Source organism: Acidovorax sp. A79 (assembly GCF_041154505.1).
Taxonomy (GTDB): Bacteria; Pseudomonadota; Gammaproteobacteria; order Burkholderiales; family Burkholderiaceae_C; genus Acidovorax.
In genome coordinates, this window is record NZ_AP028672.1 from 3,829,577 (window position 1) to 3,850,895 (window position 21,319).

Sequence of the window (21,319 nt, forward strand, 5' to 3'; positions counted from 1 at the left end):
TCCGGCATTCGTTGAGGAATGCCATGGACTGTAGGCGTGCCCTGCCTCATGTTTCTGGCGAAATCAAGAGGCATTGGCCTTTGATTTGCAGGAATGTTGCGAATGGTCAAAAAATGGCGCAGGACAGGCGCGCCACCCGGGCGCGCCGTCGAATGACACCGGCGCCCTGCGCTCAGGAGCCCGGCGTGGCCGGCGGGAGCTTTCGCAGCGCCAGGGCGGCATCGAGGCGCTGCTGCTCCTGCGGTGAGAACAGCTGCTGGCGCAATGATTCCAGTGCCCTGCCGTCGCCCGGCTGGGCACGGGCCTGGCTGTACTGGTCCAGGCGCTGCTGCCAGCTTTGCTCCTCCCGGTCCAGCTGGGCCATGGCGTGGGCCGCGGCCTCGCCGTACTGCGCGCTGCGCGCGGCGTGGCGGGTGCGTTCGTCGGTGTTTTGTGCGTTGAACGCGGCGGTCTGGGCCGCCGCGCTCAGGTGTTCGGTGGCCGCTGCGCGCTCCGCGCGGCGCGCCTGGGGCAATTCGTTCTCTGCATCGCGCAAGGCCTGGGTGCGCTGTTCGGCGGTGAGCCGGGGGTTGCGCTCGATCTCCAGGCGCGCCAGCGTGTAGCGGTCCAGGTCCGCCTCGCGGGCGAACAGGGCGTCGTGCTCGGGGCCGTCAAAGAACTGCTGGCGCACCTTGTGGCGCGCCTCCAGCGCTTCGCGCAGCGCGCCGGGGTCGGTCGGGTCCGGGGGCGTGCGCAGCTGGCCCAGCGCCACGCGGTAGTCCACGTAGCGCTCGGCCAGTGCCAGCGCCCGGGTGGCCAGTGCCGCCGGGAAGTGCTTGCCCACCAGGCCCGCCAGGCGCTGCTTGAGCGTGGCGGGGTCCGCCGCGCCGCCGTCCTGCGCTTCCATCAGCAGCGCCTCCAGCGTATCGCGCAGGCCGTGCACCAGCAGGGGGTCTTCGTGGCGGTCCGGGCCGGCGGCGCGGCGGGCGGCGAAGAAGCTGCTCTCCATGGGCCGTGCCGAGCCCGACGGGTTCTGGCGCGCGCTGCCGGCCTGCGGGCCGGCGCCTGGATGCGGGTCCTCCGCGCCCTGCAGGCCGTGCGGGGCCGTCCACCAGACCACGGCGGCCGTGGCGGCGGCCAGGGCCACTGCGGCGGCGAAGGCGCGGGACCTTTTTTCCACGGCTTACAGGCCCTGCGCCTTGAGGCGGTTGGCGTGCTGGCGGTACAGCGTCACCGGGTCGGTGGAGAACCAGTCGCGCAGGCCCAGCAGCTGGTTCACTTCGTCCAGGTGGTTCTGCCGGTGGTCGCCCAGGTGTTTGCCCAGGCGCGACGAGCAGGCGGAGACCAGGCCGTCGTTGGCCTCGCCAAAGACCAGGCTGAGCACGCTCAGCAGGCCATCGCTGGCATCGAGCACGTTGGTCAGGGGCTGCGTGCCCGTCCAGGAGTAGTAGCGCACGCCGTTGGCCAGCTCCGCACCGCTGCCGCAGCCGCTGGGCAGGGCCTGCGGAAAGCGGCGGTTGAAGTCCGCGAGCCCGGCGGTGGTCAGCGAATCGAGCGCGGCGGTCGGCATCTGGGGCAGGGCCGAACCTCCGGATGTGAGGTTGATCAGGCTGACCAGCGCCCTGGCCGCGCCGCTGGCCACGGCCTCCGACACCGAACCGGCGGGGGCCACGCCCCGCAGGATGTCCGCCACGCGCGATCCCTTGTTGACCCCGCCCACCGAGGTGACCGACGCCACCAGCTGCGGCGCGACGCCCGCCACATAGCGCGTGGTGGGTCCGCCATGGGAGTGGCCCACGAGGTTGACCTTGGCCGCTCCGGTGATCGCCAGGATGGTCTTGACCTGCGCCAGCAGCTGCTCGCCCCGGACCTCGGTGCTGTTCGCGGCGGACACCTGCGCCACGTAGACCTTCGCGCCGCCCTGGCGCAAGGCGTCGGGAATGCCATAGAAGTAGTCGATGCCCAGGGCCGAGTCGAAGCCGAAAAGGCCGTGCACCAGCACGATGGGGTAGCGCGTCTGGGTGTAGCCGCTCTGGGCCTGGGCGCTGGCCCCCAGGAGCAAGAGCCCGGCGCTGGCCGCCAGCGCGAGGCGCCGCAGAATGCGGCTGAGGAATCCGGTCATGTGGTTGTCTCCGTTGGATATGGTTTTTGTGCCTGCAAAAAACGAACGACCGTGCGTTTTTGCGGGATTCATTCTTCTGGTCCGGGCGTGGTGTCACTATCGGGACATACCCCAGCATGCAATCGGGCAAGCGAAAAATGCGCGGATTCCATAAAATCCTGCGCTATGCAAGCCTCAAGCGCACTCGACAAGCTGGACAGGGCCATATTGCGCCGTCTGCAAGAAAATGGCCGGGAGACGTATGACGTCATCGGTGAGCAGGTGGGCCTGTCGCCCAGCGCGGTGCTGCGCCGCGTCAAGCGCCTGGAGGAAAGCGGGGTGATCGACCGCTACGTGGCGCTGGTGCCCCCCGAGGCCGTGGGCCTGGGGCTGACCGCCTACCTCAATGTGCGGCTGGAAAAGCACACCGAAAGCCACAAGCGCAACCCCATGGACCTGTTCCGCGCCAGCGTGCAGACGTGGCCCGAAGTGGTGGAATGCGCATCGCTCACGGGCGAGATGGACTACCTGCTGCGCGTGGTGGTGGCGGACATGGCGCACTACAGCCGCTTCATCATGGACACCCTGCTCAAGCACCCCAGCGTGCAGGACTGCAAGACCAGTTTCGTGCTCGACCGGGTCAAGGCCACCACCGCCGTGCCGGTGTGATGCCCTCGCGCCCCGGGACGCTTGCCGCGCGATGGCCGCCGCTATACCCTTGCGGGCGGCCGGCACCCGGCGCTGCGGGGCCGGGATGGGTCGCGCAGAAGACATCCGTGGGCCCTGGTGCAAGGCAATTGCTATTAATTTAGTAGCGGATGGCGCCCATGGACAAAGCGCCGAGGGCTATTTTCTGCCTTGATTTGAGGCATCTCACTACTTTGCTGCAATGCAGCAATTTGTACTGGAAATAATGAGGGAAAACCCTTATATTTACAGCCATGTTCGCAACGAAAGACTGGCTCAAGGCATCCTGGCACGCAGGCAGGGACATGCTGCGCCCGGTGACGGGCGGCCCGTCTCCCCATGACACCCACGCAAAGCAGGAGGTGCCCATGATGGTTCCCATCCGCGCCCTGGGCCCGTCCTACCGCGAGCGGATCACCCAGCATCTGCTGAAGCTCGAACCGGCGGACCGTTATCTGCGCTTCGGCTACGCGGCCAATGACGAGCAGATCCGCCGGTATGCCGAGCACCTCGATTTCAACCGCGACGAGATCTTCGGCATCTACAACCGCCGCCTGGAACTCATCGCGATGGCCCACCTGGCGTTCTCGGAGCATCCCGAGCACAAGCACTGCGCCGAGTTTGGCGTTTCCGTGCTCAAGCAGGCGCGGGGCCGTGGTTTCGGCGCACGCCTGTTCGAGCGCGCGGTGATGCATGCGCGCAATGAAGGCGTGAACATGGTCTTCATCCATGCGCTGTCCGAGAACACCGCGATGCTCAAGATTGCCCGCAAGGCGGGCGCCACCGTGCGCCGCGACGGCTCGGAGTCCGAGGCCTACCTCCAGATCCAGCCCGCCAGCCTGGACACGCGCATGGCCGAGATCGTGGAGCAGCAGTTTGCCGAGGTGGACTACCAGATCAAGAAGCAGGCCAAGCAGTTCTGGGATTTCCTGGCGGGCGTGCAGGAAGTGCGCAGCGGCGTGCAGCACGCGCGCCACCAGTCCGCCGAGTGACCAGCGGCGGGCCCGGGCCGCAAGGCGCGGGCGCCATGGCGCGCTGTCACAACAATCCGCTATCCTAGGGGCCTGATTCACTACCCGCACGTCCTCAGTGTCTGACCCGCACCCTGCGCACTCCGGGCGCTTGCCCGAGAGGGAAGACAAGCGCACCTTCCTGCAGAAAGTGGCCGAGTTCATCCATCCGGGGCCGGACTCCACGGAAGAGCTCATCGAAACCCTGGCCGAGGCCGAGGACAACGAGGTCATCGGGGCCGAATCGCGCGTGATGCTCGAGCGTGTCATCCGCATGGCCGACATGACGGCGGGCGACGTGATGGTGGCCGCGCCGCGCATGGACCTCGTCAACATCGACGCGCCGTTCGACGAGCTGCTGCACCTTGTCATCAACACCGCGCATTCGCGGTTTCCGGTGTACCAGGGCGAGCGCGAGAACATCATCGGCATCCTCATGGCCAAGGACCTGCTCAAGCTGCAGCGGGCACCCGAGCTGAACATCCGCGCGCTGCTGCGCCCCGCCGTCTTCGTGCCCGAAAGCAAGGGCCTGAACGACCTGCTGCGCGAATTCCGCGGCAACCGCAACCACCTGGCGATCGTGATCGACGAGTTCGGCCGCGTGGCCGGGCTCATCACCATCGAGGACGTGCTCGAGCAGATCGTGGGCGAGATCGAGGACGAGTTCGACATTCCCGAGGACGACGGCGACATCTTCGGGCTGGCCGACCGCACCTACCGCGTGAGCGGCGACACCTCGGTCGAACGGGTTTCCGAGGCGTTCGACGTGCTGGTCCAGGGCAGCGACCCCGACGAAACCTTCGACACCATCGGTGGCCTGATCGCCCACGAAATGGGCCATGTGCCCAAGCGCGGCGAGCACCTGCAGCTGGGCGGGCTGCACTTCGTCGTGCTGCACACCAAGGGCGGCGCCGTGCGCTGGTTCAAGGTGTCGCGGGTCGAAGACGCCAGCGCCGGCGGCTGATGGCCCGCGCGCGCACGACGCCGGGGCTGCCGCTGGCCCTGCAGGCGCTGCTGGCCGTGGCTGCCGGCGTCGCGCAGGCGGCCTCGCTGGCCTGGCCGTGGAGCGGCGAGCCCCTGTGGTGGCTGCAGATCGCCTCCATGGCGATGCTGGCCTGGCTGGTGCGCCCGCAGGCCACCGCGTCCGTGGCCTGGCGGCGCGGTGCCGCCATCGGCGGCCTGTTCGCCACGGCCTGGCTGGCGGGCACGTTCTGGTGGCTTTTCATCTCCATGCACACCTACGGCGGGCTGGCCGCGCCGCTGGCGGTGGCGGCGGTGCTGGGCCTCGCGGCGTTCCTGGGCAGCTACTACGCGGTGATGCTGGGGCTTTTTTGCCGCCTGGCGCTTGCCAACAGGGCGCTGACAGCTATTGTTTTCGGAGCATTCTGGCTGCTGGCCGAACTGGCGCGCGGCACGCTGTGGACGGGTTTCCCGTGGGGCGCGGGCGGCTATGCCCACGTTGACGGGCCGCTGGCGGTGCTGGCGCGTATCCTGGGCGTGTACGGCGTCGGGGCGGTGGCTGCGATGCTGGCGATGCTGGCCGTGCAATGGCGCCCGGGGGATCTGCGCCACTGGCGCCTGTGGGGGCTGGCCGGCGTTCTCGCGGCGGGCCTGGCGGGCGCCACGCTGGAGCGCCATTGCGCGGTGAACCTGTGCCATACGCCATCGGCCCGCGCGGCGCCGCCGATGACCCTGGAACTGCTGCAGGGGAACATCCCGCAGGACGAGAAGTTCCAGCAGGGCAGCGGCGTGCCGATGGCGCTCAAGTGGTATGCCGACGCGCTGCGCGACGCCAGGGCCGACCTGGTGGTGGCGCCCGAAACCGCCATCCCGCTGCTGCCCCAGCAGCTCATGCCGGGCTACCTGGAAGGCATCCAGCAGCGCTACGCGCAGGGCTCCCAGGCGGCGCTGCTGGGCATTCCGCTGGGCAGCGAAACGCTGGGCTACACCAATTCGGTGCTGGGCATCGGCCCCGGCCACCAGAAGACGCCGTACCGCTATGACAAGCACCACCTGGTGCCGTTCGGGGAATTCATCCCGCCGTTCTTCAGATGGTTCACGGCCATGATGGACATCCCGCTGGGCGATTTCAACCGCGGAACCGTGGGCCAGGCCCCGTTTGCCTGGGCAGGCCAGCGCATCGCCCCCAACATCTGCTACGAAGACCTTTTTGGCGAGGAACTGGGCGCGCGGTTCGCCAACCCGGCGCAGGCGCCGACGGTGTTCGTCAATTTCAGCAACATCGGCTGGTTCGGCGACACCGTGGCCATCGACCAGCACCTGCACATCAGCCGCATGCGCTCGCTGGAATTCGAGCGCCCCATGGTGCGCGCGACCAACACGGGCGCCACCGCCATCATCGACCACCGGGGCGTGGTCACCCACCAGCTGGCGCGGCACACGCGGGGCGTGCTCAAGGGCGAGGTGTGGGGCCGGGGGATGGATGCCGCCAGTGGCTGGCACATCACGCCGTACGCGTGGTGGGTGTCGCGCTGGGGGCTGGTGCCCCTGTGGATCTTCGGGGGGCTGGCCCTGGTTTTTGCCCTGGTGGCGAGGCGGTGGCAGACGGTGCGCGGGAATTGATCCAGGTCATGTGCTGCCGGGGTGTCCCGGTGCCTTGCCGGGCCAAAACCGGGATGTGTCTTTCTCTGCCTTGATAATGGAGCCCCACAAGCGGGGGCTTGTGTTTGCATACAACGATGATTTGAAGCGGGCCCACCGCTGTTCTGGAGCACGACTGAAGATGGCTGATTCCTTTTCCTACGAACAACTGATCGCCTCGGGCGAGGGCCGGCTGTTCGGCGCTGACAGCGGGCGCCTGCCGCTGCCGCCCATGCTGATGTTTGACCGCATCACGCACATCGACAGCGATGGTGGCGCGCACGGGCTGGGAAAGATCCGCGCCGAACTTGACGTGCGCCCGGACCTCTGGTTCTTTGCCTGCCACTTCCAGGGCGACCCGGTCATGCCCGGCTGCCTGGGGCTGGACGCCATGTGGCAGCTCATCGGCTTTTACCTGACCTGGCTGCAATTGCCTGGCCGCGGCCGGGCGCTGGGCGCGGGCGAGGTCAAGTTCACCGGCGAAGTGGGCCCGGACGTGAAGCTCGTCACCTACGAAATCGACATCAAGCGCGTCATCAAGCGCAAGCTGGTCATGGCCATTGGCGATGCCCGGCTGCTGGCCGATGGCAAGGAAATCTACGTGGCCAACGACCTGCGTGTGGGCTTGTTCAAACGCGAGGAAGATGGCGCCGCACAAGGAGCCGCAGCATGAAACGCGTGGTGATCACGGGCGCGGGCATTGTCTCGTGCATCGGCAACGACATGGGCACCGTCACGCAGTCGCTGCGGGAGAGCCGCTCGGGCATCCGTGCCATGCCGCAGTTCACCGAGCTGGGCATGCGCAGCCAGGTGGCGGGCGTGCCGCAGATCAACCTCGAAGAGCTGATCGACCGCAAGCAGCTGCGCTTCATGGGCGATGCGGCAGCCTATGCGCACATCTCGCTGGCCAACGCGATCGCCGAATCGGGCCTCACGCCCGAACAGGTGTCGCACCCGCGCACCGGCCTCATCATGGGCTCGGGCGGCGGCTCGCCCGCCAACCAGATCGAGGCGGCGGACATCCTGCGCAGCAAGGGCATCCGCCGCGTGGGGCCCTACCAGGTCACGCGCTGCATGAGCTCCACCGTGTCCGCCTGCCTGTCGACCAACTTCGGCATCAAGGGCATCAACTACTCCATCACCTCGGCCTGCAGCACCTCGGCCCACTGCATCGGCGCGGCCGCCCAGCAGATCGCCTGGGGCATGCAGGACGTGATGTTCGCCGGCGGCGGCGAGGAGGTCACCTGGGGCATGGGCCTGCTGTTCGACGCCATGGGCGCCATGTCCAGCGCCTACAACGCCACGCCCGAGAAGGCCTCGCGCGCCTATGACGCCAACCGCGACGGCTTCGTGCTGTCGGGCGGCGGCGGCGCCGTGGTGCTGGAGAGCCTGGAGCATGCGCAGGCGCGCGGCGCCACCATCCTGGGTGAGGTCATCGGGTTCGGCGCCACGTCCGACGGCGCCGACATGGTGGCCCCTTCGGGCGACGGCGCGATCGCCTGCATGCGCCAGGCCATCTCCACCGTGAGCGAACCCATCGACTACATCAACACCCACGGCACCTCCACGCCCGTGGGCGACGTGCCCGAGCTGCGCGCCATCCGCGAGGTGTTCGGCGACGCGATTCCGCCGTTCTCGTCCACCAAGTCGCTCACCGGCCACTCGCTGGGCGCCACGGGCGTGCAGGAGGCGATCTACTGCCTGTTGATGCTGCGCCAGGGCTTCATCGCGGGCTCGGCCCACATCGAGACGCTGGAGCCCGCCGCCGAGGGCATGCCCCTGGTGCGCGAGACGCGCGATGCGCCCATCCGCACGGCACTGTCCAACAGCTTCGGCTTTGGCGGAACCAACGCCAGCCTGGTCCTGCGCCGCTGGGATAACTGAGCCGAGAGGTTTTCAGCGCAACCCGCCATCCCGCGAGGGATGGGCGGGTTTTTTCATACCGCCTTTGCCGAAAGGGCTCGGTGCAACAGCCCCGGCAGCATGGCCAGCATGCGCGTGGCGGGCAGGCCCTGGGGCAGGGCGCGGGCGTGGTAGCTGTACAGCGACATGGGCGGCAGCTCGTGCAGCTCCAGCGCCACCATGGTCCCGGGGTCGAGCTGGGTGGCGGTGAGAAAGTCGATCACCGTCCAGCCCATGCCCCGGCGCACCAGGTCCAGCGCCAGGCGCGAGGTCTGCACCTGCAGGCCCGGCCCCGCGGGCGTGCCCAGGCGCTGTGCGAGGTCGTCGATGGACTGGCGCATGGGGTCGTCCCCCACCAGGCGGATCACCGGCACCTGCGCCAGCCGGGCGCTGGGCGCCACGGCGCGCGGCGCGCGCGTCCACACGGACTGCGCCACCGCCAGGTACATGCGCCCGCTGACCAGCAGATCGCTGCGGATCTGCGGGTGCGGGTGCTTGTAGAAGCCCAGGCAGAAATCCACGCTGCGAGTGAGCAGGGCCTGCGTCATCTGGTCCTGGTGGATGGTGCGCACTTCCACGCCCACCTGCGGGTAGCGCAGCGCATGCTCCTGCAGCACCAGGGGCAGGAACTCGTGCGTGATCGAGGGGATGGCCGCCAGGCGCACGTCGCCCGTGTCGCTGGTGCCCAGGTTGCGCGCCGTGCGGCGCAGGGCGTCGAGCTGGCGGTGGATGCCCGTGGACTCGGTGGCCAGCACCTGCGCCTCGGGCGTGGGCGTGAGGCCGGCCGGCGTGCGCACGAACAGCCGGTAGCCCAGCTGCAGCTCGGTGTGCGCCACGGCCTTGCTCACGGCCGAGGGGGTGATGCACAGCAGCCGCGCCGCGGCGCTCATGTTGCCGGTTTGCAGAACGGCCTGGAACACCTCGAGTTGCCGCAGGTTCATGGCCAGGGTCCGGTGGTAGGGATATGAGTGAAATTCACAAGAAGAGGCTGATTATTCCCTAACGATGTGTGTGACTCTCTCATACGATCCGGCACCGCCAACGAGCGGCCGGGCTGTCAGCGCATTCCGCTGGCGGCCTCTTCATAACAACTGTCTGGAGATTTCTGTCATGCGCATTTCCCCCCCCGTGCACCGCTGGCTGGCCGGCCTGCTGCTGTCCGCCGCCTCGGCCGTGGCCATGGCCCAGGCCGCCAAGCCCCATGTCGTGGTGCTTGCCACGGGCGGCACCATCGCCGGTGCAGGCGCCTCGGCCGCCAACAGCGCCACCTACGCCGCGGCCAAGGTGCCGGTCGACAAGCTGCTGGCGGGCCTGCCGGAACTGGCCAGCGTCGCCAAGGTCTCGGGCGAGCAGGTGTTCCAGATCGCCTCCGAGAGCTTCACCAACGAGCACCTGCTCAAGCTCGGCCAGCGTGTCTCGGCCCTGTCCAAGCAGGCCGACGTGGACGGCATCGTCATCACCCACGGCACCGACACCCTGGAAGAAACCGCGTACTTCCTGAACCTGGTCGTGCGCACGAACAAGCCCATCGTCGTGGTCGGCTCCATGCGCCCCGGCACGGCCCTGTCGGCCGACGGCGCGCTGAACCTGTACGACGCCGTGAGCGTGGCGGCCAGCAAGGACGCCGCCGGCAAGGGCGTGCTCGTCACCATGAACGACGAGATCCAGAGCGGCCGCGACGTGAGCAAGACCATCAACATCAAGACCGAGGCCTTCAAGAGCCAGTGGGGCCCGCTGGGCATGGTGGTGGAGGGCAAGAACTACTGGTTCCGCGCGCCCGTCAAGCGCCACACCGCCAATTCCGAGTTCAACATCGACGAGATCCAGGCCCTGCCCGCCGTGGACATCGTGTACGGCTACGGCAACATGAACACCACGGGCATTGAGGCCTACGGCAAGGCCGGCGTGAAGGCGCTGATCCACGCCGGCACGGGCAACGGCTCGGTGGCCGCGCAGGCGGTGGATTCGCTCAAGGCGCTGCGTGCGGCGGGCGTGCAGATCGTGCGCTCGGCCCGCGTGCCCGACGGTTTCGTGCTGCGCAATGCCGAGCAGCCTGACGACAAGTACGACTGGGTGGTGGCGCATGACCTGCGTCCGCAAAAGGCCCGCATCCTTGCCATGGTGGCGCTCACCAAGACCAACGACAGCAAAGAGCTGCAACGCATCTTCTGGGAGTATTGAGCTCCCCCCTGAGGCGCTGCGCGCCTTCCCCCCTGAGGGGGACGCACCCGGTGGACTGGCGGAGCCAGATCCACGGGTGCTCTCGCGATAACGGCGCGCCTTGTTGTACGGGCTGGGTATGGCGAGCGACGGATTTTTTACTGATTTGGTGCACTGCTGTGCACCGATGGTTGCCTGCAAGGGCGGCACCTGCACGCGGTGGCTTATGGGCGGCGCGGATGGGTTGGAAAGGCTGGGGCTCCACGAGGGCTCTGGCCTTTTTTCATGGGGCGGGCGGTTTCGACCTCCGGCTGCTGGCAGCGACTGGCGGTGGCGTCGCGGTGTTTGCAGGGCGGCCTTGCTGCGGCGCCGTAAAATGATCGGTTCGCGTGTGCGATGCCCGTCCGTGCTGCCCGGGGTGGTCGGCAGGCCTTGCGCCCACGCCTTGCATCGTTTTTCTTTTCTCCTCCTACTTGCCCGGCCCTGGCTTGCCAGTGCCACAGACGCCATGTTGACATTCCAGCAAATCATCTTGAAGCTGCAGTCCTACTGGGACGCGCAGGGTTGCGCTCTTTTGCAGCCCTACGACATGGAAGTGGGCGCCGGCACATCGCACACCGCCACCTTCCTGCGCGCCATCGGACCCGAGCCCTGGAAGGCCGCCTACGTGCAGCCCAGCCGCCGCCCCAAGGACGGCCGCTACGGCGAGAACCCCAACCGGCTGCAGCATTACTACCAATACCAGGTAGTGCTCAAGCCCGCGCCGGCCAACATCCTGGAGCTGTACCTGGGGTCGCTCGAAGCCCTCGGTTTCGACCTCAAGAAGAACGACATCCGCTTTGTCGAGGACGACTGGGAGAACCCCACGCTCGGCGCCTGGGGCCTGGGCTGGGAGGTGTGGCTCAACGGCATGGAAGTGACGCAGTTCACCTACTTCCAGCAGGTGGGTGGCATCGACTGCAAGCCCGCCACCGGCGAGATCACCTATGGCCTGGAGCGCCTGGCCATGTACCTGCAGGGCGTCGACAACGTCTACAACCTCAAGTGGACCGACACGCTGAGCTATGGCGACGTGTACAAGCAAAACGAGGTGGAGCAGTCCACCTACAACTTCGAGCACAGCGACGCGGACTTCCTGTTCACCGCCTTCAACGCGCACGAAAAGCAGGCCAAGTACCTGATGGAGCAGCAGCTGGCGCTGCCCGCCTACGAGCAGGTCCTCAAGGCCGCGCACAGCTTCAACCTGCTGGATGCGCGCGGCGCCATCAGCGTGACCGAGCGCGCCGCGTACATCGGCCGCATCCGCAACCTGGCCCGTGCCGTGGCGCAGAGCTACTACGAGAGCCGCGAGCGCCTGGGCTTCCCCATGGCGCCGCGCGAGTGGGTGGACCAGATGACGAAGAAGGCTGCGTGAGAGAAATGACGATGACAACCCAAAACCTTCTCGTTGAACTGTTTGTCGAAGAGCTGCCGCCCAAGGCGCTGCAGAAGCTGGGCGATGCCTTTGCCACCGTGCTGGGCGACCAGCTCAAGGCGCAGGGCCTGGCCACGGCAGCGTCCGTGGTCACGCCCTTTGCCTCGCCCCGCCGCCTGGCCGCGCATGTGACCGGCGTGGCCGGCAAGGCGGCTGACAAGGCCGTGCAGCAAAAGCTCATGCCCGTGACCGTGGGGCTCGACGCCAGCGGCAACGCCAGCCCGGCGCTGTTGAAAAAGCTGCAGGCCCTGGGTGCGGATGTGTCCGACCCGGCAGCCGCCGTGGCGGCGCTCAAGCGCGCGCAGGACGGCAAGGCCGAGGCCCTGTTCTACGACAGCGTGGTGCCCGGCGCGACGCTGCAGGACGGCCTGCAGAAAGCGCTGCAGGAAGCCATCGCCAAGCTGCCCATCCCCAAGGTCATGAGCTACCAGCTCGAGACCGACTGCGAACTGCCCGGCTGGACCAGCGTGAACTTCGTGCGCCCCGCGCACGGCCTGGTGGCGTTGCATGGCAGCACCGTGGTGCCGGTGAAGGCGCTGGGCCTGTCGGCGGGCAACAGCACGCAGGGCCACCGGTTTGAAGCCGCCGTGTCGCCCGTGGTGCTGGCAGACGCCGACAGCTATGCCGCCACGCTGCGAAAAGACGGCGCCGTGATCGCATCCTTTGCCGAGCGCAAGGCCGAGATCGTCCGCCAACTGGCCGCAGCCGCCGCCCAGGTGGGCAACGGCGCGCGCCCCATCGAAGATGAGGCCCTGCTCGACGAAGTGACCGCGCTGGTCGAGCGGCCCAACGTGGTCACCTGCTCGTTCGAGACCGAGTTCCTCGACGTGCCACAGGAATGCCTGATCCTCACGATGAAGGCCAACCAGAAGTACTTTCCGCTGCTGGACGCCGCGGGCAAGCTCACCCACAAGTTCCTGGTGGTGAGCAACATCAGCCCCGAAGACACGAGCTTCGTGACCGGCGGCAACGAGCGCGTGGTGCGCCCGCGCCTGGCCGACGCGAAGTTCTTCTTCGACCAGGACCGCAAGAAGACCCTGGAGTCTCGGGTCGCGGGACTCTCCAAAGTTGTCTACCACAACAAGCTTGGCACTCAAGGCGAGCGCATGGAGCGTGTGTGCTCCATCGCGAAATTCATCGGACAGCAACTGGGTGGCGCGGAGCTTGCCGAAAAGGCAGTGTTGGCTGCGCGTCTCGCCAAGGCCGACTTGCTGACGGATATGGTGGGGGAGTTTCCGGAGCTGCAGGGCATCATGGGTAACTACTACGCCCGCAACGATGGCTTGAGCGAGGAAATTGCAAACGCTATTTCTGACCATTACTGCCCACGTTTTTCTGGCGACTTCTTACCCACCAGTTTGGTGGGTGTGTCTGTCGCGCTGGCCGACAAGCTGGAAACCCTGGTCGGCATGTTCGGCATCGGCAACCTGCCCACCGGCGACCGCGATCCGTTCGCGCTGCGCCGCCATGCGCTGGGCGTGATCCGCATGCTGGTCGAAAAAGACCTGCCACTGCAGCTCAACGACCTGCTGGCCGGTGCCGTGCCCGCCTTTGGCGACAAGATCACCGACGCATCGGCGCCCCTGGCCGACTTCATCTACGACCGCCTCGCCGGCAGCCTGCGCGAGCAGGGCTACCGCGCACAGGAGGTCGACGCCGTCATGGCCCTGCGCCCGCAGCGCCTGGCCCTGGTCGAAAAGCAGCTCGCGGCCGTGCGCGCCTTTGCCGCACTGCCCGAAAGCCCGGCCCTGGCCGCGGCCAACAAGCGCGTGGGCAACATCCTGAAGAAGGCCGAGGTCGAAGGCGCTGTGGATGCCCACGTGAACCCCGAGCTGCTGCAGGAAAAGGCCGAGCAGGACCTGTACGCCGCGCTGCAGCGCTTCGTGCCCGAGGCCAACGCCCAGTTCGACGCGGGCGACTACACCGCCAGCCTGCAGACCCTGGCCGTGCTGCGCGCGCCGGTGGATGCGTTCTTCGACGACGTGATGGTCAACGCCGAGCAGCTGGATGTGCGGATGAACCGCCTGGGTCTGCTCAAGATGCTGCACAACGCGATGAACCGCGTGGCCGACCTCTCGCGCCTGGCCGTTTGACCGGATGGCCCAAGCTGATAGGCTGGCGATTCTCACAAGGTAACCAAGCCCCATGAAACTCGCCATCCTCGACCGCGACGGCACCCTCAACCCGCTGGGGGAGGACTACATCACCTCTGCCGACGAGTGGACCGCCGTGCCGGGCGCGCTCGAAGCCATCGCGCGCCTGAACCATGCCGGCTGGCATGTGGTGGTGGCGACCAATCAGCCGGGGCTGGGCCGGGGGCTGTTCGACGTGGTGGCCCTCAATGCCATCCATACCAAGATGCACCGGCAGGTGGCCGCCGTGGGGGGGCGCATCGACGCGGTGTTCTACTGCCCGCACGCGGCCGACGAGGAGTGCGCCTGCCGCAAGCCCGCCCCGGGCCTGCTGGAGCAGATCAGCGACCGCTATGGCGTGGAGCGGCAGGACGTGCGGGTGGTGGGCAGCTGTGCCGCCCATCTGCAGGCCGGCGCCGCGCTGGGCGCGCAGCTGCACCTGGTGTGCACGGGGCAGTCGGCCCAGGTGCACCCCGGTGGGCCGCTGCCGGCGGGCATTCCGGCGGGCACGCTGGTGCACGCCAGCCTGGGGGATTTCGTGGACCAGCTGCTGCCCGCGGTGCAGGTGCCGGCGGCAGCGCTGGCGGCCATTCCCCTGCCCCTGCACGGCAGTGCCCCATCGTCTTGATGCTATTAATTTAATAGCTTCCAGCGCTTGATGATCAAGCGCTGGCAGCCGAAAACTCCTAAAAATGGCTTTTATCCGTTCCGTCATTCACCTTCTCTGGATGGGCATCACCGTCGTGCCCTATGCGCTGGCCATCATGCTGGGCACCCTGCTGGGCGTGCGCGGAGGGCCGCTGTACCGCATCGCACGGGCATGGCTGTCGCTGTGCATCAGCGGTGCCCGGGTGATCCTGGGCGTCCGCGCCCATGTGACCGGCATGGAAAACCTCCCGCAGGGCGAGAACGCCGGGGCCGTGCTGCTGGTCAAGCACCAGTCCACGTACGAAACCTTCCTCATGCCCACGATCATGCCGCGCCCGCTGGCCTACGTGTTCAAGAAGGAGCTGCTCTACGTTCCCTTCTTTGGCTGGGCGATTGGCCGCCTGGACATGATCCACATCGACCGCAACCAGCGCACGCAGGCGTTCAACAAGGTGGTGCAGCAGGGCAAGGACCTGCTGGCCAAGGGCATCTGGATCATCATGTTCCCCGAGGGCACGCGCATCGAGCGCGGGCGCAAGGGCAACTACAAGACCGGCGGCACGCGCCTGGCCATCGACACCGGCGCGCCCGTGGTGCCCATCGCCGTGACCTCGGCCAAGGTCTGGCCGCGCAAGGCCTTCATCAAGCGGCCCGGCGTGGTGGACGTGTCCATCGGCAAACCCATTTCCAGCGTGGGCCGCCAGCCCGACGAGCTGATGCGCGAGGTCGAGGCCTGGATCGAGGCCGAGATGCGCCGCCTGGACCCCGAGGCCTATGAGAACACCCCCTGAGCTGCTTCTCCTGAAGTGCCGCGCTGCGCGAGGGCGCCACCAGCGCATGCCGGCAAGGCGCCGCCAGCGTGGCGGGGCGGCCCTGGCGCGGCGGCCGCTGGCCTGGGAAGCGCCGGTGCCGGATGCTCTGGATGGCTGCTCGTCGCTGGGGAGCTGTTGATTCCATGCACCGGCTTGTGCAATTGGCGCTCGACCTTTTCGACCCGCCGGCCGCACCGGTTGCGGCACCGGCGGCGCAGGCTTCAGGTTTCAAGCCTGGAGCGCCGCTGGCGCAGAATGATCAAGCGCTGGTAGCTCCTAAAACGATAGCAAGCGGGCCTGCGGCACCGGCGGTGCCCTTGCCGTCCCTGCTGTCCCCGGCCGAGTTCCGCCACCCGCAGGCCAGCCGCGAAGTGCTGCTGGGCGACGCCGTGGTCGCCTATGCGCTGCAGCGCGCACGGCGACGCACCATCGGCTTCACCGTGGGCGCGGATGGCCTGTCGGTGCGCGCGCCCAGCTGGGTGACCCTTTCGGCGGTGGACGCCGCGCTGCGCGACAAGTCGGACTGGATCCTGCGCAAGCTGTCGGAGGCCCGCGAGCGCCAGCAGCGCATGGAGGGCGGCCGCATCGTCTGGGCCCATGGCGCGGTGTTGCCGTACCTGGGCGAGCCGCTCACGGTGGTGCTGGACCCAAGCCATGGCTTTGCCGGCAGGGGCGGGGCGCTGGTGCCGTCCGCGCCGCCCTCGGCCGGGGAAGAGGGCATCGCCGTCGCCCGCAGCCTGCACATCGGCCTGCCCCACAGTGCCAGCGCCGCCCAGATCCGCGACGCCGTGCAGGCCTGGCTCATGCGCGATGCACGCCGCCACTTCACCGCGCGGCTGGACCACTTCGCCCCGCTGCTGGGGGTGCGCTGGGCCAGCCTGCGCCTGTCCAGCGCGCAGACCCGCTGGGGCAGCGCCAAGGCCGACGGCTCCATCCGCCTGAACTGGCGCCTGCTGCACTACCGCCCGGCCATCATCGACTATGTGGTGGCCCACGAGCTGGCCCACCTGCGCGTGATGGACCACAGCCTGCGCTTCTGGGACACCGTGGCCACCGTGGTGCCCGACTACGCGGTGCTGCGCAGCCGCCTGCGCGATGAACCCGCTCCGCTGTGGGAGTGACGCATTCGCCCCTGTGGCGGGCCGTGGGCCCGTCCCGTGGACCGGTTAACCGAGATGAAAGGAGCTAGCTGATGACCATCCCGCAAACGATCACTCCCGCCGAAGGCTACGCGGGCGATGTCACGCCGCAGCAGGCCTGGCAGTGGATGCAGGCCGGCCAGGCCGTGCTGGTGGACGTGCGCAGCGACGCCGAACGCGAATGGGTGGGACAGGTGCCCGGGGGCGCCGCCGTGGCCTGGAAGCAGTGGCCAGGCATGGCCCTGAACGCCGGATTCGACACCCAGCTGCGCGCGGCCGCACCCGCCGGCGCCACGCTGGTGATGCTGTGCCGCAGCGGCGTGCGCTCCATCGCCGCGGCGCGACGCGCCACCGAACTGGGCTTCACGGCCTACAACATCCTGGAAGGTTTCGAGGGAGATGCCGACGCCCAGGGCCAGCGCGGCAGGAAGGGCGGCTGGCGCTTTCACGGGCTGCCCTGGCGGCAAAACTGAGAGACGACCCGCCGGTGCGCGCGATGGGCGCGCCCAAAAAAAAGCGGGCCTGGTGGCCCGCTTGCCCGTCAGGACGTCTTGCCCTGCTCAAAGCGGCGGAATGCGCAGCTTCTGGCCGGGGTAGATCTTGTCGGGATGGGTCAGCATGGGCTTGTTGGCCTCGAAGATCGCGGGGTACTTGTTGGCGTCGCCATAGAACTTCTTGGCGATGGCGCTGAGCGTGTCGCCGCGCACCACGTCGTGGTACTGGGCCTCGGGCTCGGGATTGGTCACCTCCATCAGGTTCTCGACGCTGGTCACGCTGGCCACGTTGCCGCAGCACAGGGTGACTTTTTCCTTGGCGCCTTGCGTGGGGGCGGTGCCCTTCACGGTGACCTTGCCCTGCGTGCCGTCGAACGCCACCTGCACGTTGCTGGCGCCCAGGTTCTGGGCCGCGATGTAGGTCTCGATGGCCTTGGCCGCCTTGGCATTGAGTTCATCCTGCGTGGGCGCAGCGGCCGTGGCTGCCTGGGCCTCCTTGCCGCCGAACAGCTTTTCGCCGGCTTCCTTGATGAAACTGAAAAGACCCATGTCGTACCTCCTAAAGTTGCAGAAACAGGAACGACCACTGTAGCGTGCAAAGCGTGGCGCTGGTGTGTCGCACAGGCGCGCGAAACGATTTTTGACATTCTTTCCGCGCCATCCCGCCGCCGGCGCCTGTCGCCGCGGGTACGCGGGGGCGCCGCAAAACTCGGGATAATCCCCCGCATGACATTTCTGGCCATCGACGTCGGCAACACCCGTCTCAAATGGGCGTTGTACGACGCTCCCCGCCCCGGGGCTGCGCTGCTGGCGCATGGCGCCGAGTTTCTGGACCACATCGACCGCCTGGCCGAGGGCAGCTGGGCGCCCTTGCCGCACCCCCAGCGCATGCTGGGGTGCGTGGTGGCGGGCGACGCCGTCAAGCGCCGGGTCGAGGAGCAGATGGAGATCTGGAACGTCGAGCCCTCGTGGGTGGTGTCGTCGGCGCAGGAGGCAGGCCTTGCCAACGGCTACGACCATCCCTCGCGCCTGGGCTCCGACCGGTGGGTCGCCATGGTCGGTGCGCGCCACCATGTGCTGCGCCAGGGCCCGGCGCGGCCGCTGGTGGTCGTCATGGTGGGCACGGCGGTCACGGTGGAGTGCATCGACACCGAGGGCCGGTTCATGGGCGGGCTCATCCTGCCGGGCCACGGCATCATGCTGCGCGCGCTGGAGTCCGGGACCGCCGGGCTGCACGTGCCCACGGGCGAGGTGCGCATGTTTCCCACCAACACCAGCGATGCCCTCACCAGCGGCGGCACCTATGCGATCGCGGGGGCCGTGGAGCGCATGGTGCAGCACGTCATCCAGCACTGCGGCGAGGAGCCGGCGTGCCTGATGACCGGCGGCGCGGGCTGGAAGATGGCGCCCAGCATGACGCGCCCTTTCGAACTGGTGGACAACCTGATCTTCGACGGCCTGCTGGAGATTGCCTTGCGCCGCTTTGCCGGCTGACCTGGAGCGCGCGGGCTTCGCGGCCCGGCCGCATTCCGCGGCGCCACGGGCGGTCCTGGATTTTCAGGACGGGCGCGGCCAGGCCAGGGGGTGTTCCGAATTCAATCTTCCAGTTCGGCGCGCGCCATCTCCACGTCCAGGCGCTCCATCGCATCGGCGGGTTCGCTGGCGGCGGCCTTTTCGTAGAACCCGGTGGCTTCCTTCATCTTCTTGTCGCCTTCGAGCATGACCAGGGCGTTGGCGTATTCGATCATGCAGATGGCCGAGCCGGGGTTGAGCTTGAGGGCCTCCTGGAACAGCTTGAGTCCGGTGTCCTTCTTCGCGCCGTAGGTCATGCCGCCGATCAGCGAGCCCACCTTGTCGATCACCTCGGCATGGAATGCGCCCAGCGCGATGCGTGCATCGGCGTGCTTGGGCGACAGGGCGATGGCCTTCTCCAGCGATTCCTTCACCTTGCCGCCCAGGCCCTGTGCCAGCGCCTTGGCCACGCTGATGCCCTGGCTGTAGCGGCCCAGCGCGTAGGCGTGCCAGTACCAGGCATTGGCGTTGCCGGGCTCCGCCGCGGCCTGCGCCTCGGCGCGCTCCGCCACCTGGGTGAAGAGGTCGAGCCGGGTCTTTTCCCTTTGCTCCAGGTAGTTGGCGTAGATGGAGGCTGCCTTGTTGGCCACCGTGATGCCAGGGCCGCCGGCCGCCAGGCCGGCCGCCGCTGCCTTCTCGAAGTCGCCGTTGTGGAACATCGCCCAGGCTTCGAGCACCGCGGTGTCCTTGGGGCAGGGCTCGGCATCGCCGCTGTGCAGCCGGGCCCAGTGCTTCTTGACGCTCGCGGCGTCGAACGCATAGTCGCCTGCGTGGGGGAAGGGGGTCCATTTGGCCATGGTGTGTGTCTCCTGAAGTTCTTGTGGGAGGGGGGGGCCTGTCGTGCTGCCGTGAGGCGGGTGCTTGCTGCCTGCGCCTATCCCGGCGCAGCGGCGTAAGCGCCCACCAGCTCCAGCAGATGGGCCCGCTGGCTGCTTTCGAGGTAGGGCATGAGCAGGTTCAGCACATGGTGGGCGCCGCGCAGGAGCGCGGCCTGGGCGCTTTCAGGCTCCAGCGCGCGGCGCGGGTCGCGCACGTACTCGAAGCTCAGCCAGTAGGTCAGCACCACCACCATGCTGGTGGCGGTGGCTTCCAGCTCGCGCGAGTCGATGTGCAGGCTGTCCGCGCGGCCCATGCCATCGAGCATGGCGCGCACGGCCCGGGTCTTGTTCTTGAGGATGGCCTGGAAGTGGGTTTCCAGGCGCCGGTTCTTGGACAGCAGGTCGTTCAGGTCGCGGTACAGGAAGCGGTACTGCCAGATCAGCTCGAACAGCGTGTGCATGAAGAACCAGGCATCCTCCACATTGCGCACGCCGTCACTGGCCGTGAGGAGTTCGGTGAGCGAGCGTTCGTAGCGGTCGAACAGCGCGTTGATCAGCTCATCCTTGGCGGGATAGTGGTAGTAGAGGTTGCCCGGGCTGATGCGCAGCTCGGCGGAAATCAGGGTGGTGGAGACGTTGGGTTCGCCGAACCGGTTGAACAGGTCCAGTGTCACTTCCAGAATGCGTTCTGCGGTGCGGCGTGGCGCTTTCTTCACCATGTGTGCGGGCCCCTTCGCGTCGTTTTGCGTCGTTGTTTCGATGTCTCTGGTGGTTACTCTAACCGACACAGAAATGCTGCACTGCGGCATCGCGCCTGCATATCAGCGCCGCTGCGTCCCTGTCGTGGGCGGCCTGGCGCGAGGGCGTGGGCTCCGGCCAAAAAAAGCGGCCAACACGCTCTCGCGCGTTGGCCGCTTTTTTTTCAGGGGCGGCACGGTGGTGTTGCCTGCCGCCTGCCTGATGTGCAATCAGCTGCCCGATGGGGTGTTGGCGCCGGTGTCGGCTGCCGCGCGTGCGGCAGGCTTCTTGGCGGCGGCCTTCTTGGCCGGAGCGGCCTTGGCGGCGGGCTTTGCAGCCGCCTTGGCAGGGGCCGCCTTTTTCGCGGGGGCCTTCTTGGCCGGGGCCTTGGCGGCGGGCTTTGCGGCAGCTGCGGCCTTGGCGGGGGCTGCCTTGCCGCCCTTGGCCAGTGCATCCACGCGGGCGCTCAGTGCCTGCAGGTCGCGGGCCGATGGCACGCCCAGCTTGGACAGGGCCTTGGCGACGCGGTCTTCAAAGATGTTCTCGAGCTTGTCCCACTGGCCCTGGGCCTTGGAGCCGATGTCGCTGGCCATGGTGGTCACGCGGCTGGTGGCCTCGGTGATCTTTTCCTCGGCCACGGCCTGGGTCTTGCGCTGGATGGTCAGGCCTTCCTTGACCAGGGCTTCGAACACCCGGCCGCCTTCTTCCTGCGCCTTGGAGAAGGCGCCCAGGCCCGCCAGCCAGATCTGCTGGGCGGAGTCCTTGACGGTGCTGGACAGTTGGGCGTTGCTCTTTTTCTTGTCGGCGCTGAGTTTCTGCAGTTTCTTGACCATGGGGCCTCCGTTGTGCGGTTGGGTGGGTTTGCCAGGGCGGATTGCCTCTGACGCATGGCCGCACTGTACGCCGCGCGGCGCGCAAGGTGTAGGCGCGCGCTCCTAAAAATGTAGAGCGTGCCGTCTAGCCCGCGCCGGGCTGCGGGCCCTAGGATCGGCGCGGGTTTCTGCTGAATCGGTGCGCGCAGGCCTTGGGCAAGAATGAAGCTATCTCACAGG

The 21,319-nt window shown here is 67.8% G+C and carries 21 protein-coding genes; 14 read left to right on the forward strand and 7 right to left on the reverse strand.

Features of this window, described 5'->3' with window-relative positions; genetic code table 11:
• Nucleotides 1-172: 172 nt before the first annotated feature.
• Both ACAM51_RS17530 and ACAM51_RS17535 read right to left on the reverse strand, forming a co-directional pair.
• Complete coding sequence (locus ACAM51_RS17530) at nt 173-1,159, reverse strand: lipase secretion chaperone (RefSeq protein ID WP_369641337.1); 987 nt, start codon at nt 1,157-1,159, stop codon at nt 173-175.
• Nucleotides 1,160-1,162: 3 nt separating this feature from the next.
• Nucleotides 1,163-2,101, reverse strand: a complete 939-nt coding sequence (locus tag ACAM51_RS17535) for a lipase family alpha/beta hydrolase (protein WP_369641338.1) — start codon at nt 2,099-2,101, stop codon at nt 1,163-1,165.
• 165 nt (nt 2,102-2,266) lie between these two features.
• Here ACAM51_RS17535 and ACAM51_RS17540 point away from each other — a divergent pair, with 165 nt between their 5' ends.
• The 6 genes from ACAM51_RS17540 to fabB all read left to right on the forward strand — a co-directional run bounded on the left by ACAM51_RS17540 (nt 2,267) and on the right by fabB (nt 8,262).
• On the forward strand, nt 2,267-2,749 hold the full coding sequence (locus ACAM51_RS17540) for an Lrp/AsnC family transcriptional regulator (RefSeq protein WP_218293161.1): 483 nt from the start codon (nt 2,267-2,269) through the stop codon (nt 2,747-2,749).
• 272 nt (nt 2,750-3,021) lie between these two features.
• Nucleotides 3,022-3,759: a GNAT family N-acetyltransferase gene (locus ACAM51_RS17545; protein ID WP_218293162.1), complete on the forward strand. Its 738-nt coding sequence runs from the start codon at nt 3,022-3,024 to the stop codon at nt 3,757-3,759.
• Between the two features lie 97 nt (nt 3,760-3,856).
• Nucleotides 3,857-4,741 carry an HlyC/CorC family transporter gene (locus ACAM51_RS17550; RefSeq protein WP_369641339.1) on the forward strand — a complete coding sequence of 295 codons (885 nt, stop codon included), beginning with the start codon at nt 3,857-3,859 and terminating at the stop codon, nt 4,739-4,741.
• Nucleotides 4,741-6,360 (forward strand): apolipoprotein N-acyltransferase, encoded by a 1,620-nt coding sequence (gene lnt / locus ACAM51_RS17555; protein WP_369641340.1) that lies wholly within the window; start codon nt 4,741-4,743, stop codon nt 6,358-6,360. Before ACAM51_RS17550 ends, lnt begins: the two co-directional genes overlap by 1 nt.
• A gap of 160 nt (nt 6,361-6,520) precedes the next feature.
• On the forward strand, nt 6,521-7,051 hold the full coding sequence (gene fabA / locus ACAM51_RS17560; RefSeq protein ID WP_218293165.1) for a 3-hydroxyacyl-[acyl-carrier-protein] dehydratase FabA: 531 nt from the start codon (nt 6,521-6,523) through the stop codon (nt 7,049-7,051).
• Nucleotides 7,048-8,262: a beta-ketoacyl-ACP synthase I gene (gene fabB, locus ACAM51_RS17565; RefSeq protein ID WP_218293166.1), complete on the forward strand. Its 1,215-nt coding sequence runs from the start codon at nt 7,048-7,050 to the stop codon at nt 8,260-8,262. Before fabA ends, fabB begins: the two co-directional genes overlap by 4 nt.
• Before the next feature lie 53 nt (nt 8,263-8,315).
• On the opposite strand, the gene ACAM51_RS17570 is transcribed toward fabB, so the two are convergent.
• Nucleotides 8,316-9,221 (reverse strand): LysR family transcriptional regulator, encoded by a 906-nt coding sequence (locus ACAM51_RS17570; protein WP_218293167.1) that lies wholly within the window; start codon nt 9,219-9,221, stop codon nt 8,316-8,318.
• A 169-nt stretch (nt 9,222-9,390) separates the two neighbouring features.
• Between ACAM51_RS17570 and ACAM51_RS17575 the strand changes: the two genes are divergently transcribed.
• The 7 genes from ACAM51_RS17575 to ACAM51_RS17605 all read left to right on the forward strand — a co-directional run bounded on the left by ACAM51_RS17575 (nt 9,391) and on the right by ACAM51_RS17605 (nt 17,118).
• Nucleotides 9,391-10,461 (forward strand): type II asparaginase, encoded by a 1,071-nt coding sequence (locus tag ACAM51_RS17575; RefSeq protein ID WP_218293168.1) that lies wholly within the window; start codon nt 9,391-9,393, stop codon nt 10,459-10,461.
• A gap of 487 nt (nt 10,462-10,948) precedes the next feature.
• The gene (gene glyQ / locus ACAM51_RS17580; RefSeq protein ID WP_369641341.1) at nt 10,949-11,854 is read left to right on the forward strand and encodes a glycine--tRNA ligase subunit alpha; all 906 of its coding nucleotides are present in this window, start codon (nt 10,949-10,951) and stop codon (nt 11,852-11,854) included.
• Nucleotides 11,855-11,865: 11 nt separating this feature from the next.
• Nucleotides 11,866-14,007 (forward strand): glycine--tRNA ligase subunit beta, encoded by a 2,142-nt coding sequence (glyS, locus tag ACAM51_RS17585; protein WP_369641342.1) that lies wholly within the window; start codon nt 11,866-11,868, stop codon nt 14,005-14,007.
• A 52-nt stretch (nt 14,008-14,059) separates the two neighbouring features.
• Complete coding sequence (gene gmhB, locus ACAM51_RS17590) at nt 14,060-14,674, forward strand: D-glycero-beta-D-manno-heptose 1,7-bisphosphate 7-phosphatase (protein WP_218293170.1); 615 nt, start codon at nt 14,060-14,062, stop codon at nt 14,672-14,674.
• Between the two features lie 64 nt (nt 14,675-14,738).
• Entirely contained in the window at nt 14,739-15,485 is a 747-nt protein-coding gene (locus ACAM51_RS17595; protein ID WP_218293171.1) for a 1-acyl-sn-glycerol-3-phosphate acyltransferase, read from the forward strand.
• A 164-nt stretch (nt 15,486-15,649) separates the two neighbouring features.
• On the forward strand, nt 15,650-16,627 hold the full coding sequence (locus tag ACAM51_RS17600; RefSeq protein ID WP_369641343.1) for a M48 family metallopeptidase: 978 nt from the start codon (nt 15,650-15,652) through the stop codon (nt 16,625-16,627).
• Between the two features lie 71 nt (nt 16,628-16,698).
• On the forward strand, nt 16,699-17,118 hold the full coding sequence (locus ACAM51_RS17605) for a rhodanese-like domain-containing protein (protein WP_218293173.1): 420 nt from the start codon (nt 16,699-16,701) through the stop codon (nt 17,116-17,118).
• A gap of 87 nt (nt 17,119-17,205) precedes the next feature.
• Here ACAM51_RS17605 and lysM read toward each other — a convergent pair whose 3' ends face one another.
• Nucleotides 17,206-17,688, reverse strand: a complete 483-nt coding sequence (lysM, locus tag ACAM51_RS17610) for a peptidoglycan-binding protein LysM (protein ID WP_218293174.1) — start codon at nt 17,686-17,688, stop codon at nt 17,206-17,208.
• 177 nt (nt 17,689-17,865) lie between these two features.
• Between lysM and ACAM51_RS17615 the strand changes: the two genes are divergently transcribed.
• A complete protein-coding gene (locus tag ACAM51_RS17615) occupies nt 17,866-18,633 on the forward strand; it encodes a type III pantothenate kinase (RefSeq protein ID WP_218293175.1) in 768 nt (255 codons plus the stop codon).
• Nucleotides 18,634-18,734: 101 nt separating this feature from the next.
• Here the strand turns inward: ACAM51_RS17615 and ACAM51_RS17620 are convergent, their stop codons facing one another.
• From ACAM51_RS17620 to ACAM51_RS17630, 3 genes are all read right to left on the reverse strand, one after another.
• Entirely contained in the window at nt 18,735-19,508 is a 774-nt protein-coding gene (locus ACAM51_RS17620; RefSeq protein ID WP_218293176.1) for a hypothetical protein, read from the reverse strand.
• Between the two features lie 77 nt (nt 19,509-19,585).
• Entirely contained in the window at nt 19,586-20,248 is a 663-nt protein-coding gene (locus tag ACAM51_RS17625; RefSeq protein ID WP_218293177.1) for a TetR/AcrR family transcriptional regulator, read from the reverse strand.
• A 249-nt stretch (nt 20,249-20,497) separates the two neighbouring features.
• Entirely contained in the window at nt 20,498-21,100 is a 603-nt protein-coding gene (locus ACAM51_RS17630; protein ID WP_218293178.1) for a phasin family protein, read from the reverse strand.
• Nucleotides 21,101-21,319 lie beyond the last annotated feature (219 nt).

Coding starts and splice junctions, on each gene's coding strand:
- ACAM51_RS17630 (WP_218293178.1), bottom strand. CDS start 21,100: ATGGTCAAGAAACTGCAGAAACTCAGCGCCGACAAGAAAAAGAGCAAC.
- lnt (WP_369641340.1), top strand. CDS start 4,741: ATGGCCCGCGCGCGCACGACGCCGGGGCTGCCGCTGGCCCTGCAGGCG.
- ACAM51_RS17570 (WP_218293167.1), bottom strand. CDS start 9,221: ATGAACCTGCGGCAACTCGAGGTGTTCCAGGCCGTTCTGCAAACCGGC.
- ACAM51_RS17615 (WP_218293175.1), top strand. CDS start 17,866: ATGACATTTCTGGCCATCGACGTCGGCAACACCCGTCTCAAATGGGCG.
- ACAM51_RS17545 (WP_218293162.1), top strand. CDS start 3,022: ATGTTCGCAACGAAAGACTGGCTCAAGGCATCCTGGCACGCAGGCAGG.
- glyQ (WP_369641341.1), top strand. CDS start 10,949: ATGTTGACATTCCAGCAAATCATCTTGAAGCTGCAGTCCTACTGGGAC.
- ACAM51_RS17600 (WP_369641343.1), top strand. CDS start 15,650: ATGCACCGGCTTGTGCAATTGGCGCTCGACCTTTTCGACCCGCCGGCC.
- ACAM51_RS17605 (WP_218293173.1), top strand. CDS start 16,699: ATGACCATCCCGCAAACGATCACTCCCGCCGAAGGCTACGCGGGCGAT.
- lysM (WP_218293174.1), bottom strand. CDS start 17,688: ATGGGTCTTTTCAGTTTCATCAAGGAAGCCGGCGAAAAGCTGTTCGGC.
- glyS (WP_369641342.1), top strand. CDS start 11,866: ATGACAACCCAAAACCTTCTCGTTGAACTGTTTGTCGAAGAGCTGCCG.
- fabA (WP_218293165.1), top strand. CDS start 6,521: ATGGCTGATTCCTTTTCCTACGAACAACTGATCGCCTCGGGCGAGGGC.
- fabB (WP_218293166.1), top strand. CDS start 7,048: ATGAAACGCGTGGTGATCACGGGCGCGGGCATTGTCTCGTGCATCGGC.
- ACAM51_RS17595 (WP_218293171.1), top strand. CDS start 14,739: ATGGCTTTTATCCGTTCCGTCATTCACCTTCTCTGGATGGGCATCACC.
- ACAM51_RS17625 (WP_218293177.1), bottom strand. CDS start 20,248: ATGGTGAAGAAAGCGCCACGCCGCACCGCAGAACGCATTCTGGAAGTG.
- ACAM51_RS17535 (WP_369641338.1), bottom strand. CDS start 2,101: ATGACCGGATTCCTCAGCCGCATTCTGCGGCGCCTCGCGCTGGCGGCC.
- ACAM51_RS17540 (WP_218293161.1), top strand. CDS start 2,267: ATGCAAGCCTCAAGCGCACTCGACAAGCTGGACAGGGCCATATTGCGC.
- ACAM51_RS17575 (WP_218293168.1), top strand. CDS start 9,391: ATGCGCATTTCCCCCCCCGTGCACCGCTGGCTGGCCGGCCTGCTGCTG.
- gmhB (WP_218293170.1), top strand. CDS start 14,060: ATGAAACTCGCCATCCTCGACCGCGACGGCACCCTCAACCCGCTGGGG.
- ACAM51_RS17620 (WP_218293176.1), bottom strand. CDS start 19,508: ATGGCCAAATGGACCCCCTTCCCCCACGCAGGCGACTATGCGTTCGAC.